Below are 14,004 nucleotides of genomic sequence, written 5' to 3' on the forward strand. Positions count from 1 at the left end.
TCGATGAAGAATAATCCCGGGAAGGCAGGAAAGAGAGGCCGGTGGACACAACCATCGGGTAGAACAATATGGATGGGCTGAAACCGGTCATGGCGGGCAAGCGGGGCCTTATTATGGGCGTCGCGAATGATCATTCCATTGCATGGGGCATTGCCAATGCCCTGTCGAAACATGGCGCAGAGCTTGCCTTCACCTATCAGAATGAAAACCTTCGCAAACGGGTCTCACCGCTGGCGGAGAGTGTCGGTTCCGACATTGTCCTGCCCTGTGATGTCTCGGATTCAGCGAGCCTGGAAAACGTCTTCGAAGCGGTTGGCAAGCAATGGGACAGCATTGATTTTGTCCTGCATGCCATTGCCTATTCCGACAAGTCGGAACTTCAGGGGCGTTATCTCGATACGACCCGCGGAAATTTTCTGCGCACCATGCATATCAGCTGCTTCAGCTTCACGGAGGTGGCGCGTCTTGCAAAACCGATGATGAATGAAGGCGGTTCCCTGCTGACGCTGACCTATCTCGGTGCCGAGAAGGTGATGCCGAACTATAATGTCATGGGTGTGGCAAAAGCAGCACTTGAAGCCAGCGTGCGTTATCTGGCGGTTGATCTGGGTGGCGACGGCGTGCGGGTTAATGCGCTTTCTGCTGGTCCGATGCGCACTCTTGCCGGTTCTGCTATCGCTGATGCGCGGTATGTCTATAAAAAGACGGCAGAACGCAGCCCGATTCGCCGCGCGGTGACACTCGATGAGGTCGGCAATTCCGGTTTCTATCTGCTCAGCCCGCTGTCCAGCGGCGTGACCGGTGAAACCATGTATGTGGATTGCGGATTCAATGTTGTCGGTATGGCAAAACCCGATCATCCCGCAGACTGATCACCTGTTTAGCCGGTGGGGCTGACATGAAATTTGTCTTTCACGCATTCGAGAATGTCGAAGATCTCGATCTGTTCGGCCCCTGGGAAGTCATCGGGGTTGCTGCCAAGCTGGGTGGTATTCTGGAACCGTCTATTGTTTCGGCGACTGGCGGCACGATCACCAGCGCCAAGGGGTTGCGGTTCGAGACAGACTGGTCGTTTGAGACATGCCCGCAGCCGGACATTATTCTGGTTCCGGGTGGGCAGGGCGTTAACCCGCTGCTGGATGACAGGCCGACGCTGGACTGGATCGCGAAAGTGGCACCGGGATGCAACTGGGTGACATCGGTCTGTTCCGGCTCTCTTGTTCTGGCCGCCGCAGGTCCGGCGCAGGGCAAGCGGATCACGACCCATCACGGACGTATCCAGCAGGCAAAAGATCAGGGACTGGCCGGGGAAGTGCTCTCCGGTTATCGCTATGTCAGGGACGGCAATCTGCTGACTTCGGAAGGGGTTTCCGCCGGGATTGATATGGCGCTCTGGCTGGTAGGCGAGCTGTTCGGTCCGGACTTTGCCCGCAAGGTCCAGCATCAGATGCAATATGACCCGGCCCCGCCCTATACCGGTCTGACCTGAACGATCACAGGCGGTCTTCCCGCTCGCCCTGCTTATCAGCCAGTACCGATTTCAGCACAAAGACACGAAGCGCGCTGGAGAGATTTACCCGGCGTTGTGAATCAATCTCGGTAATCAGTGAGGCCAGCGACTGCTCCCGCTGTTCAGCCAGATCCTTCAGCAGATGCCAGAAAATATCCTCCAGCGATATGCTGGTTGCATGACCGGCGATGACGACGGACCGTTTGCGCAGAAATTCATCATCAGGCGTGGGTGGCGCTTCCTTCATGGTCCGGCGATCCTCCTTGCCTTCTCCGGATAGGTCAAAAATACTGCCTTAAAAAATACCGGGTGGAAAATGTCATTAACGGATGGGGCGCTGCTGGCGCTCGCCGGCTTTGTCGCAGGCAGTATAAATTCAATTGCCGGCGGCGGAACCTTCTTTACATTTTCGGCGCTGCTGGCCGTTGGTGTGTCACCGGTTGCGGCCAATGCGACCAGCGCCATTGCCGTGGTTCCCGGCAGTGTTGCCAGCGTGCTGACAGACCGGCGGCTTATCCAGTCAACGGATGTGCCGCTTCGGAACCTGATGCTCATCAGTCTGATCGGCGGTGGTCTTGGCGCCTGGCTGGTGCTGCGCGCCGGGGATGTCCGGTTTGCGGCGATGGTACCGTGGCTGCTGTTCATGGCGACTGCCCTGTTTGCGCTCGGACCGCGGCTGGCAAAGATATCAATCCGGTTCCGGGCACGCTATTCGGTGGCGACAGCGACGCTGATGGTGCTCGCCATCCAGTTCGTTACCTCGACCTATGGCGGATTCTTCGGTGCCGGTATGGGGATCATCATGCTGGCGGCGCTGGTTTTCGTGTTTGGTGACGATTATCGCACCGCCAATGCCTGCAAGAACCTGTTTTCCATCTTCATCCAGTTCGGGGCGATTGTTCTGTTTTTGCTGGAAGATGTCATCGCCTGGCATGAAGCGGGGGTGATCACGGTGGCCAGTATACTGGGTGGCTGGATTGGTGTGCTGGGTGCACGGAAGGTCCCGGTGCGCCTGCTGCGTGCGGTGGTGATTACCTGCGGGGCTCTGCTTGGCTGTTATTACCTGTATGGCCAGATTGTGTAGACTTACGCCACCGACAGCAGATGTTCCCACAGCATCAGGCAGGCAAAGGCAATGAACACGGTTCCCGTCACATAATTGATACCGCGCTGAACCTCTGGGCGGGTCAGCCACTGGCGGGCCTGATCAGCCGCGAGAACCAGAATAATCTGCCACAGACCGTTAATGACCAGCATCAGCAGCGCCATGACCGTGAGCTGTAGCGGGATATTGCCGGCTGACACGTCAAGAAAGTTCGGGAACATCGCCAGAAAGGTAATGATGACCTTTGGATTCAGCAGATTGGTTATGGTGGCATCTCTGAATCCTGTCAGGGCGGTGACATGGGCGCCCCTGCCCATCGTCAGATTGCCGCTTGCCCGGAACGCCCGCAGGCCCAGCCAGCCGAGATAGGTCGCTCCGCAGATGGCGACTGTCCGGAACATAATCGGGGAGGAGGCAATGACAACAGACACACCGAGGGCCGCCAGCAGGGTATGCCCGACAATGCCGGTCTGAACGCCGGCAACTGTCGCCATACCGACGCCCCGGCCCGAGATCAGTGCATTGCGGATGATCAGCATGTTGTCCGGCCCCGGCGAGACGACGATCGCCGTTATGGTCAGGATAAAGCCCGTCAGCAGCGCGGGGTCGGACAACATTGCTGTTTTCCGTCAGTCCGGCTGCTGAACCATCTTGGCCGGGTCGACCCACTCATCGAACTGCTCGGCCGTGACCAGACCTGTGGCCAGTGCCGCTTCCCGCAGGGTGGATCCTTCGCTATGGGCTTTCTTGGCAATCTTTGCTGCGTTGTCATATCCGATATGCGGGTTCAGGGCGGTGACCAGCATCAGCGAATTGTCGACCAGTTCCTTTATCCGCGCCTCATTTGCCTTCAGGCCGGTCAGGCAGTTATCCGTGAAGCTGCGAATGACATCGGACAGCAGACGGGTCGACTGCAACAGGCAATAGGCGATTACCGGCTTGAACACGTTGAGTTCCAGATGGCCGGAAGCACAGGCAAAAGTGACTGTGGTGTGGTTGCCCATCACCTTGGCCGCCACCATGGTCACGGCTTCAGCCTGGGTCGGGTTGACCTTGCCGGGCATGATTGAGGAACCCGGCTCGTTCTCGGGCAGCGACAGCTCGCCCAGTCCGGACCGGGGGCCGGAACCGAGCAGCCGGATATCATTGGCGATCTTGGTCATGGTAACCGCGATGGTGTTCAGCTTGCCCGACAGATTGGTCATCGCATCGTGGCTGCCCATCGCATAAAACTTGTTGGCGACCGGTACGAACGGCAGTCCGGTCATGCCCGCAACCTGTTCGCAGAACACTTTGTCGAAGCCTTTCGGTGCATTCAGTCCGGTGCCGACTGCGGTGCCACCCTGAACCAGCTGATAAATCTGGGTAAGGCTTTTCTCAAGGCGTTTGACGTTCTCGGAAACCTGCATGGTATAGCCGGAAAATTCCTGCCCCAGTGTCAGCGGCGTGGCATCCTGCAAATGGGTACGGCCGATTTTCACGATATGCGTGAATTCCTCGGTCTTGGTCTCCAGCACCTGATGCATGGTCTCCAGATCAGGCATCAGCGTCTGGCTGACCTCGATCCCCAGAGCGATATGCATGGCCGTCGGGAAGCTGTCATTTGATGACTGGCTCATATTCACATGATCGTTCGGATGAACCGGGGACTTTCCGCCGCGCTCGCCACCCAGAATTTCATTGGCACGATTGGCGATGACTTCATTCAGGTTCATGTTGGTCTGGGTGCCGGAACCGGTCTGCCAGACACTGAGCGGGAAATGCGCATCCAGTTCGCCGGCGATGACCTCGTCGGCGGCAGCACAGATCGCAGTCCCGAGCTTTTCATCCAGCTTGCCGAGCGCCATGTTGCTCTTCGCGGCAGCTTTCTTCTGAATTCCGAAGGCATGGATCAGAGCCAGCGGCATCTTTTCTTCACCGATGCGGAAATTCTCGATGGAGCGCTGGGTTTGTGCTCCCCAGTAGGCATTCGACGGGACATCAATGTCACCCATCGAATCCGATTCAACCCGAACGTCACTCATGTCCTGTTCCTCCAGATGATCTTTGTTGCCTCTTCTCTAACGCGGAAGCGGTGAACAGGCCATAAATGATGGTGCGGGAATGGTCGTTTTTACGGAATCAGTGAGTCATGAAGTCTGTGCATCGACGCCATCCTTCGAGACGGCGGGTGGCGCCTCCTCAGGATGAGGACTTCTACGCAACGGACCTCATCCTGAGGAGCGCTGCAAGCGCGTCTCGAAGGATGCTATCCGAGGATCAGCCAGCGCAGACCATAGGACAGGGCAGCGACAGCGAGAACACCCGCTGCCCACAGGCCGATGAACCAGAGCCATCGGCGAGGGGGTTTGCCGGTTTTAGTGGTATCCGCCATCGGCTTTCACCTTGCCGCGGAAAATCCAGTAGGTCATGGCTGTGTAACCGAGGATACAGGGCACCAGCACGACAACGCCGACCAGCAGGAAGGTTTGTGATCCCGGGTCTCCGGTTGCCTGCCAGATCGTGATGCCCGGCGGAATGATGGCGGGCCACAGGCTGACACCGAGACCGATGAAGCCGAGAAGAAACAGGATGAGGGTCAGAACGAACGGGGCTATCTCGTCACGTTGCCGAACCGCCCGGAACAGCAGCAGCGCAACCAGTGCCGTAATCACCGGAACCGGAGCGAGCCATCCGATATTCGGCCAGCTGAACCAGCGCCCGGCTATCTCGTCGCTGAGATAAGCGGTGCCGATGCTGACAGCGACCATGAAGAACAGGACGCCGATACACATGCGGTCAGCCAGTCCGAACGCCCAGTCGCGCAGTGCCCCTTCGGTTTTCATGGCCGTCCATGTAGCCCCCAGCAGGGCATAACCGCAGGCCACGGCACAGCCGGTAAGGATGGAGAAAGGTGTCAGCCAGTCAAAGGAACCGCCGGCGAAAACCCCGTTCACGACGGTGATGCCGTCGAGATAGGCCCCCAGAACAATCCCCTGCGAGACAGCGGCAACCAGTGAGCCGATGCCGAAGGCCAGATTCCAGAACCGGCGTCCTCGTTCCGCCTTGAACCGGAATTCAAAGGCCACCCCCCGGAAGATCAGGCCAAGCAGCATGACGGTGAAGGGCAGGTAGAGTGCGGGCATGATGATGGAATAGGCCATCGGGAAGGCGACCAGCAGGGCACCCCCGCCCAGCACCAGCCAGGTTTCATTGCCATCCCAGACCGGTGCGATGGAATTCATCAGCAGATCACGATCGGCTTCAGTCGGGGCCGCGTTGAACAGGATACCGACACCCAGATCAAACCCGTCCATCCAGACATACATCAGAATACCGAAGGCGATGATACCGGTATAAATCAGCGGCAGCAGGTCATGCAGGAACTCCATGATCAGTGTCCCCCTTCTGTAAGAGAGGCAACCGGACCCTTTTCACGGACATATGCCGCATTTTCGGCTTCTGCTTTGACAGGTCCCTTGCGCAACAGCTTCAGGATGTACCAGGTCCCGGCTCCGAACACGATGGTGTAGACAATCATGAAGGCGGTAAGGGAAAAGGCAACGCTGCCTGCGCTGACCGGAGATACGGCATCGGCAGTGCGCAGCAGTCCGTAGATTACATAGGGCTGCCGACCGACCTCGGTTGTCACCCATCCGGCCAGCACGGCGATGAAGCCAATCGGCGTCATGGCCATGCAGACGGCAAGATAGGGCCGGGTTGTTGCCAGTTTCCCGCGCCACATCAGGAACAGCCCGATCAGCCCGACCAATGCCATCAGCAACCCGGCGGCGACCATGATACGGAAGCTCCAGAACACGATACCGACGGGCGGGCGGTCGGCGGCGTCAAAATCTTTCAGACCCGTAATCTTGCCATCCAGGCTGTGGTCAAGGATCAGGCTGCCGAGATAGGGGATGGCAATTTCAAAATGATTTTTCTCGGCTTGGGCGTCGGGGATTGCGAACAGACGCAGCGGCACCGGGCTTTCATCGCTGTCCCAGTGGCCTTCCATCGCCGCCAGCTTTGCGGGCTGGTATTCCTTCACATCAAGGCCGTGAAAGTCACCGATGATGATCTGCACCGGCGCGACAAGGCCGGCGAACAGGACAGCCATCGCGAAGGTCCGCCGGGCGCCGGTGCCGATATCACCACGCCAGACATACCAGGCGGAGATACCGGCAATGGTGAAGGCAGTGGTCAGGAAGGCGGCGGTTACCATATGGGCCAGCCGGAGCGGGAAAGACGGGTTGAAGATGATCGCCCACCAGTCGGCAGGAATGAACACACCATCAACCAGATCATGGCCCGTCGGCGTCTGCATCCAGCTGTTGGCGGAGATGATCCAGAAAGTTGAGATCAGGGTACCGATGGCCACCATGCAGGTAGCCGTGAAATGCAGCTTTTCGCCGACCCGGTCCCACCCGAACAGCATGATGCCGAGGAATCCGGCTTCGAGAAAAAACGCGGTGAGAACTTCATAACCCAGCAGAGGGCCCAGAATATTTCCGGCGGCGGCGGTCAGGCCACTCCAGTTGGTGCCGAACTGGTAACTCATGACGACACCGGAGACGACGCCCATGCCGAAGGAAACGGCAAACACCTTCGACCAGAAGTCGAACAATCGTCGCCAGGTGTCATCGCGGGTTTTCAGCCAGCGCCATTCGAGGACCATCAGCCAGTTGGCAAGACCGATGGTGAAAGACGGAAACAGGATATGGAAGGCAATCGTCGCTGCGAACTGGATACGGGAGAGTATGAGTGCGTCGAGTTCCATCAGAGCTTCCATTCCTCACTGGACCGGTCAATATCTACTATTAATTACCGGATTTTTCATGTGAATTCTTCCGCGCGGGCTGCATGGCTGACCTGCGTGTATTCACATGCTGAGGATAAAGCGGGAGTACAAGTCTAGTGGTTGAGGATTTTTGACAGGAAGTCCTTTGCCCGGTCACTTTCCGGATTGCCAAAAAAATCTTCGGTCGGGCGGTCTTCGATGATGATGCCTTCATCCATGAAGACCACACGGTCGGCGACTTTCTTGGCAAAGCCCATTTCATGGGTCACCACCATCATCGTCATCCCTTCCGTCGCCAGTTCCACCATTACATCCAGCACCTCGTTGATCATTTCCGGATCAAGGGCTGATGTAGGCTCGTCAAACAGCATGACGATGGGATCCATGGCGAGCGAGCGGGCGATGGCGACACGCTGTTGCTGCCCGCCGGACAGATTGCCCGGATATTTGTCGATATGATCAATCAGGCCAACCCGGTTCAGCAGGCTTTCAGCCCGTTCAACGGCTTCGTCCCGGCTGCGCTTTAAGACCTTTTCCTGCGCCAGACAGAGATTTTCCCGGACGGACATATGTGGATAGAGTTCGAAATGCTGGAACACCATGCCGATACGCGACCGCAAGGCGGTCAGGTCGGTTGCCTTGTCGGTCACGACCTGGCCTTCAACCGTGATCGTGCCTTTCTGAACCGGTTCCAGACCATTGACGCATTTGATCAGGGTGGATTTGCCGGAGCCTGACGGGCCGCAGACAACAACTACTTCTTTCTGCTGAACGCTGGTCGAGCAATCGGTCAGAACCTGAAAATCACCATACCATTTGCTGATGCTGTCAATCTTGATCATACGGAAATCCGTTCCTTCAGGCGTCTGACATAAATTGAGCCGGTCAGACAAATTACAAAATAGACGAAGGCGGCAAAGACATACATTTCAACCAGCCGGCCTTCGGTCTTGGCGACAATGGAGGAGGAGGTCATGAAGTCCTGCAGGCTGACCACATAGACAAGCGACGTATCCTGAAACAGGATGATGCCCTGACTGACCAGAATCGGGACCATGTTCCGGAAGGCCTGCGGCAGAACCACATAACGCTGAATCTGCCAGTAGTTCATCCCGGTTGACTGACCGGCCTGCACCTGGCCGCGCCGGACGCTCTGAATACCGGCCCTCATGATTTCCGAGTAATAGGCTGCCTCGAACATGACGAAGGCGATCAGGGCGGAATAGAAGCTTCCGATCGGTCGTCCGAGCGCCAGCGGTACCAGAAAATAGAACCAGAACAGCACCAGCAGCAGTGGTACGGAGCGGATCAGATTAACATATCCGGCAGCCAGCATCGACAGTGGCGCAATGCCGGACAGTCGGGCCAGTGCCAGCAGAGTACCCAGTACAATACCGCCAATGATCGCCAGGAAAGTCAGCCAGAGGCTGAGCAGCATGCCCTCGCCGAGAAACGGCAGTGACTGGATAATGACACCAAAATCAAAATCACCCATCTCAGCCTCCCTTACCGACATAGCCGGGAATGAAGGTGAAGCGTTCCAGCAACTGCATGATGATGGTGCCAATCAGGGCAATCGAGACATAAATGACGGTGGCGGCGGTCAGCGCCTCAAAACCCTGGAAGGTGTATTCCGAAATCTGCTGGCTCTGCGCCAGCAGTTCCAGCAGCCCGATCGTCAGGGCGAGGGATGAGTTTTTGAAGATGGTCAGGAATTCCGATGTCATTGGCGGCACAATAAGGCGCAGTGAAATCGGCAGCAGAATATAGCGATAGGTTTGGGCGGTGCTGAAGCCATGTGCCGTTGATGCAGCGGCAAGACCGGCGGGAACCGCTTCGATCCCGGCGCGTACCTGCTCTGCAATGCGCGATGCGGTATAGAAGCCCAGCGCCAGAACGGCGGTCGTGAATTCCGGATTCGGCATGTCCCGTTTCATCCACCGGCCCATATCGTCGGGCAGGATTTCCGGCAGCACGAAATACCAGAGGAACATCTGCACGAGCAGTGGAATATTGCGGAAAAGTTCAACATAGGCGGTGCAGAAGGCCCGTATGGTCGGGTTCGGAACGGTCCGGCCGATCCCGACAAGACAACCGACGGCAAAGGCAATGCACCAGGCCGACAGCGCGACGGCGACAGTCCAGCCAAAGCCGCTCAGCAACCAGCCGTAATAGGGGTCTTCGAAAAGAACGCCCCAGTTCCAGTTATAATTCATCCCGTCCCCCTGAACGCGGCAGAATTCAGCCGGGCCGCCATCATGGCGGCCCGGGTCGGCAGTACAGGATTATTCAGGCAGTGCACCAAGCGTAAAGGCTGCCTTCAGCAGATCGGTCTGCCCGACGCCAAGCGGCGAAAACCACTTGTCATAGATCGCATCGATCTCGCCCGAGCGGAAAAGCCCGGCCAGGGTTTTCTTGCCGATCAGTTCGAAGGCGCTGTCATCCCGGCGAACCATCAGGGCATAGGGGTCAAAGGACAGGAAATCGCCGACAACCTCGAATTTCTCCGGTGTCTTGGACTTGGCGATCAGGCCGAACAGCAGGATATGGTCGGTGGCATAGGCGTCAACGCGGTCGGTTTCCAGCGACAGCATACCCTCGGCATGGTCACGTACCGGCAGCACCTTGAATTCGATGCCGAGCTTTTCACCGGCAGCCTTGACGGCACGTTCGTTGGTGGTGCCCTGTGCCAGTGCGACAGCCTTGCCGTTGAGGTCTTTGACAGAGCTGATGCCGGAGCCTTTCCGGACCATGATCTTGGTGCCGGTGACAAAGGTTACCGGCAGATATTCAACCTGCTGCTGACGGGTCAGTGTGTTGGTGGTTGAACCGCATTCCAGGTCAATGGTGCCATTCGCCATCAGTGCAATCCGGGTTTTCGGGTTCACCGCCACATATTTGATGGTCAGTTTCTTGCCGAGTTCTTCCGAGACCGCATCAACGATCTTGTGGCACAGGTCCATGGAATAGCCGACCGGCTTCTGGTTCTCGTCGAGATAGGCAAAAGGCACGGAGCTTTCGCGGTGGCCGAGCACGATCTCGCCACTCTCGTTGATTTTGGCAAGGGTACCGGTGAGGTCTGCTGCCGATGCGGGCAGGGTTGCCATAAATCCTGTGGCAACAACTGCTGCGGTTAAAAGTCTGACTGCTTTCATGATCTGTCCTCTCGTTAATGAAATGATGATGTCGGAATTAATCGATGTAACCGGGTAGTCCGAAGATTTCCGGATAGCCAAACAGGGCGGTACTGCCCCCGGTATGCAGGAAGACGATATTCTTCAGGTCCTTGAACTGACCCTTTCTGGTCAGATCCAGCAGGCCGGCCATGCCTTTTCCGGAATAGACCGGGTCCAGCAGGATACCTTCGGTCCGGGCCAGCGTGGTGACGGCTTCCTTCATGCTGTCGGTCGGCAGGCCGTATCCGGGGCCGACATAGTCACAGTTCGCGCGCACCCGGTTCCGGGCAACAACCGCGCCGGAGCCGAGATGCTGTGAGGTTTTGACGGCAAGATCGAAAACCGACTGCTCCTGCCGTTCCTTTGGTGCCCGAACGCCGATCCCGAGCAGGGGAATATCGCTTTCAATGGCGGCAAGCCCGGCCACCAGACCAGCCTGGGTGCCGGCACTGCCGGTCGCATGAACCAGCAGATCTATCGACAGATCAGTTTCGGCGGCCTGTTCGACCAGTTCGCGGACACAATTGACATAACCCAGTGCGCCGACCGGATTCGATCCGCCACCGGGGATGATATAAGGAACCTGACCCCCGGCTTTCAGCTTTTCAGCCAGCTTCTCCATTTCTGCGGCCATATCCGCACCGCCGGGGCGTTTGGAAATTGTCGCACCATAGAGCTGATCCAGCAGCACATTGCCGTTCAGATTGTAAGGATCGTCGTTATAGCCGGTGCGGTCTTCCAGCAGGATATGGCATTCCAGCCCCTGCGTTGCGGCGGCGGCCGCTGTCTGGCGTGCATGGTTTGATTGTGTCGCGCCCTGTGTGATGACGCAGGTCGCGCCTTTTTCCATCGCGTCGGCGATCAGGAATTCCAGCTTTCGGGTCTTGTTGCCGCCACCGGCAAGCCCTGTGCAGTCATCGCGCTTTATCCAGATACGCGGACCACCAAGCATCTCGCTCAGCCGGTCCATCGGCTCCAGCGGGGTCGGCAGGTGGCCGAGGCGGATACGCGGGAATATTGCCAGTCTTGCCGAAAGGTTTTTGCATAGCGCAAGGGATGCCGGGCTGGTCGCGGATGTTTCGTTCTGTTGGTCGCCTTGAGCTTCAGGCATAATGTTTCTCTTATTTTTCCATCTAGGGCTGGCAACATATGTCTTTGTCTGACGACTGAGAAATGCTGATTTGTTTTGCTGCTCATACTATTTATATGGGTGTTTGATGTTTGGAGGGTTTCATGGATACCAGATGGTTTGAGGATGTTCTGGTGTTGCTGGAGGAGGGAAATCTCACCCGTGCGGCAGAGCGGCGGGCAGTAACCCAGCCCGCATTTTCCCGACGGATTCGTGCCTTCGAAGACTGGCTGGGACAGGATATTATCGACCGCGAGACCAACAAGGTGACGATCCGGGATTCAGTTGTCTCGCGGGAGGCGGATATCCGGGCCTTTCTGTCCCGGCTGAACGACCTGCACCAGTCCATTCGCGATTCTGCGGGTATGCCGCAGCGGGTTACCTTCGCCACCCAGCATGCGCTGACCTTTTCGGCCCTGCCGGACCTCATCGGTTCCGTAGAGGCGGCGGGTTATCCGCTGAACTACCGGCTTCGGACCGCCAATCGCGGGGATTGCATATCCATGTGTATCCGGGGCGATGCCGACACGCTGATGTGTTATGAAACACCGGAGGAGAAGCCGCTGCCGTTTGATGCCAGTTTCCGGCGCCATGAATGGGGCAATGACCGCCTGGTGCCGGTGGTCGGAGGGGGGCTGCGATATGGTCTGACGCCGGATGGTGGTTTGCCGCAGGGGTCTCCTGTCATTCTGTATCCGGAGAGCAGTTTCTTCTGGAGTGCTCTCAGGCAGCATTGCCCTGACTGGTTTTCGATTCAGAGTGTTATGCGCCCGCTCTGCGAAAGCGCTTTTACCGCCGGTATCCGGGAAATGGTATTGCATGGGCTTGGCATGGCCTGGATACCGATGAGCATGGTCTGGCAGGATATTGAATCCGGTCGGCTGGTCGATCTGACCCGCAGTCTGGGATTCTGTCCGCTGACAATCTGCCTTTATTCGCGGGAAAAACACTATTTCACGACCAACGTCATCTCCCGCATGACGCAGGAGCGGCGTTTCGTGTGAGGGTGGGTGATGATTGTTCCCGGTTATGCCGGGAAATCTCGCCGTTTTGCTTTCACCGCCCGCCCGGCTTCGTTATAAACGCGGCCATGGAAAGCTTGAATTCTTACAGGGCCGGACCGGATGAGCGCGGCCATTTCGGTATGTTCGGTGGACGGTTCGTCGCCGAGACCCTGATGCCGCTGATTCTCGAGGTCGAAAAAGCCTATAATGCTGCGAAAGCCGATCCGGCCTTTCAGTCGGAAATGGACTATTTCCTGAAGCATTATGTCGGCCGGCCAAGCCCGCTTTATTTCGCAGAGCGCCTGACGGAAGAACTCGGCGGCGCGAAGATCTATTTCAAACGCGACGAACTGAATCACACCGGCGCGCACAAGATCAACAATACGCTTGGCCAGATTCTGCTGGCGAAACGGATGGGCAAGACCCGTATCATCGCCGAAACCGGTGCCGGTCAGCATGGTGTGGCCACGGCCACGGTCTGCGCCCGGTTCGGACTGCCCTGTGTTGTCTATATGGGCAAGACCGATATCGAACGTCAGGCCCCGAATGTGTTCCGGATGAAGCTGCTGGGCGCGGAAGTCGTTCCCGTTACCTCCGGTCGCGGCACGCTGAAGGATGCCATGAACGAGGCGCTGCGGGACTGGGTTACCAATGTGGACGAGACGTTCTACATCATCGGAACCGCTGCCGGCCCGCATCCCTATCCCATGCTGGTGCGAGATTTTCAGTGCGTCATCGGCAATGAAGTCCGCGAACAGATGATGGCGGCGGAAGGCCGCCTGCCGGACAGCCTGATCGCCTGCATTGGGGGTGGCTCGAATGCCATCGGCCTGTTCCATCCCTTCCTTGATGACCGGGATATCCGGATTATCGGTGTCGAAGCCGGTGGTTTCGGACTGGATACGCCACAGCATGCGGCCAGCCTGAATGGTGGCGCGCCGGGCGTGCTGCATGGTAACCGTACCTATCTGTTGCAGAATGAAGATGGCCAGATCGAGGAGGGTCATTCGATTTCCGCCGGTCTGGATTATCCGGGTATCGGGCCGGAGCATAGCTGGCTGCATGATACCGGGCGCGTTGAATATGTTGCGGTCACGGACAAGGAGGCGCTCGACGCGTTCCAGACCTGCACCCGGCTTGAAGGCATCATTCCGGCGCTGGAACCAAGTCATGCACTGGCTCATGTCATCAAGATCGCCCCTGATCTGCCGCAGGACCATCTGCTGGTGATGAATCTGTGCGGTCGTGGTGACAAGGATGTCTTTGCCGTTGCCGAACATCTGGGGGTGGAACTGTGAGCGGG

15 protein-coding genes are annotated in these 14,004 nt (G+C 57.6%); 5 read left to right on the forward strand and 10 right to left on the reverse strand.

Annotation, left to right across the window (positions count from 1 at the left end; all coding sequences use genetic code 11):
• The first annotated feature begins 89 nt into the window (after window positions 1-89).
• Both GH722_09025 and GH722_09030 read left to right on the forward strand, forming a co-directional pair.
• Complete coding sequence (locus GH722_09025; protein MRG71912.1) at window positions 90-872, forward strand: SDR family oxidoreductase; 783 nt, start codon at window positions 90-92, stop codon at window positions 870-872.
• A 26-nt stretch (window positions 873-898) separates the two neighbouring features.
• Window positions 899-1,489, forward strand: coding sequence for a DJ-1/PfpI family protein (locus tag GH722_09030; protein ID MRG71913.1), 591 nt, complete (start codon window positions 899-901; stop codon window positions 1,487-1,489).
• 4 nt (window positions 1,490-1,493) lie between these two features.
• On the opposite strand, the gene GH722_09035 is transcribed toward GH722_09030, so the two are convergent.
• On the reverse strand, window positions 1,494-1,757 hold the full coding sequence (locus GH722_09035; GenBank protein ID MRG71914.1) for a hypothetical protein: 264 nt from the start codon (window positions 1,755-1,757) through the stop codon (window positions 1,494-1,496).
• A 69-nt stretch (window positions 1,758-1,826) separates the two neighbouring features.
• Here GH722_09035 and GH722_09040 point away from each other — a divergent pair, with 69 nt between their 5' ends.
• Complete coding sequence (locus GH722_09040; protein MRG71915.1) at window positions 1,827-2,594, forward strand: TSUP family transporter; 768 nt, start codon at window positions 1,827-1,829, stop codon at window positions 2,592-2,594.
• Window positions 2,595-2,596: 2 nt separating this feature from the next.
• Here GH722_09040 and GH722_09045 read toward each other — a convergent pair whose 3' ends face one another.
• The 9 genes from GH722_09045 to GH722_09085 all read right to left on the reverse strand — a co-directional run bounded on the left by GH722_09045 (window position 2,597) and on the right by GH722_09085 (window position 11,679).
• Window positions 2,597-3,232, reverse strand: a complete 636-nt coding sequence (locus tag GH722_09045) for a hypothetical protein (GenBank protein MRG71916.1) — start codon at window positions 3,230-3,232, stop codon at window positions 2,597-2,599.
• Between the two features lie 12 nt (window positions 3,233-3,244).
• Window positions 3,245-4,639, reverse strand: coding sequence for a class II fumarate hydratase (gene fumC, locus GH722_09050; protein ID MRG71917.1), 1,395 nt, complete (start codon window positions 4,637-4,639; stop codon window positions 3,245-3,247).
• A gap of 333 nt (window positions 4,640-4,972) precedes the next feature.
• Window positions 4,973-5,986, reverse strand: coding sequence for a cytochrome d ubiquinol oxidase subunit II (cydB, locus tag GH722_09055; GenBank protein ID MRG71918.1), 1,014 nt, complete (start codon window positions 5,984-5,986; stop codon window positions 4,973-4,975).
• Window positions 5,987-5,988: 2 nt separating this feature from the next.
• Window positions 5,989-7,371, reverse strand: coding sequence for a cytochrome ubiquinol oxidase subunit I (locus tag GH722_09060; GenBank protein MRG71919.1), 1,383 nt, complete (start codon window positions 7,369-7,371; stop codon window positions 5,989-5,991).
• A 134-nt stretch (window positions 7,372-7,505) separates the two neighbouring features.
• Window positions 7,506-8,234, reverse strand: coding sequence for an ATP-binding cassette domain-containing protein (locus GH722_09065; protein ID MRG71920.1), 729 nt, complete (start codon window positions 8,232-8,234; stop codon window positions 7,506-7,508).
• A complete protein-coding gene (locus tag GH722_09070; GenBank protein ID MRG71921.1) occupies window positions 8,231-8,887 on the reverse strand; it encodes an ABC transporter permease subunit in 657 nt (218 codons plus the stop codon). The genes GH722_09065 and GH722_09070 overlap by 4 nt, the downstream gene beginning before the upstream one ends.
• Window position 8,888: 1 nt before the next feature.
• On the reverse strand, window positions 8,889-9,608 hold the full coding sequence (locus GH722_09075) for an ABC transporter permease subunit (protein MRG71922.1): 720 nt from the start codon (window positions 9,606-9,608) through the stop codon (window positions 8,889-8,891).
• Window positions 9,609-9,677: 69 nt separating this feature from the next.
• Window positions 9,678-10,547, reverse strand: coding sequence for a transporter substrate-binding domain-containing protein (locus tag GH722_09080; GenBank protein MRG71923.1), 870 nt, complete (start codon window positions 10,545-10,547; stop codon window positions 9,678-9,680).
• A 37-nt stretch (window positions 10,548-10,584) separates the two neighbouring features.
• Window positions 10,585-11,679: a D-cysteine desulfhydrase gene (locus GH722_09085; GenBank protein ID MRG71924.1), complete on the reverse strand. Its 1,095-nt coding sequence runs from the start codon at window positions 11,677-11,679 to the stop codon at window positions 10,585-10,587.
• A 122-nt stretch (window positions 11,680-11,801) separates the two neighbouring features.
• Here GH722_09085 and GH722_09090 point away from each other — a divergent pair, with 122 nt between their 5' ends.
• Window positions 11,802-12,701: a LysR family transcriptional regulator gene (locus tag GH722_09090; GenBank protein ID MRG71925.1), complete on the forward strand. Its 900-nt coding sequence runs from the start codon at window positions 11,802-11,804 to the stop codon at window positions 12,699-12,701.
• Window positions 12,702-12,787: 86 nt separating this feature from the next.
• Complete coding sequence (trpB, locus tag GH722_09095) at window positions 12,788-13,999, forward strand: tryptophan synthase subunit beta (protein MRG71926.1); 1,212 nt, start codon at window positions 12,788-12,790, stop codon at window positions 13,997-13,999.
• Window positions 14,000-14,004 lie beyond the last annotated feature (5 nt).

The organism is Alphaproteobacteria bacterium HT1-32 (assembly GCA_009649675.1).
In the GTDB taxonomy this organism is placed as follows: domain Bacteria; phylum Pseudomonadota; class Alphaproteobacteria; order Rhodospirillales; family HT1-32; genus HT1-32.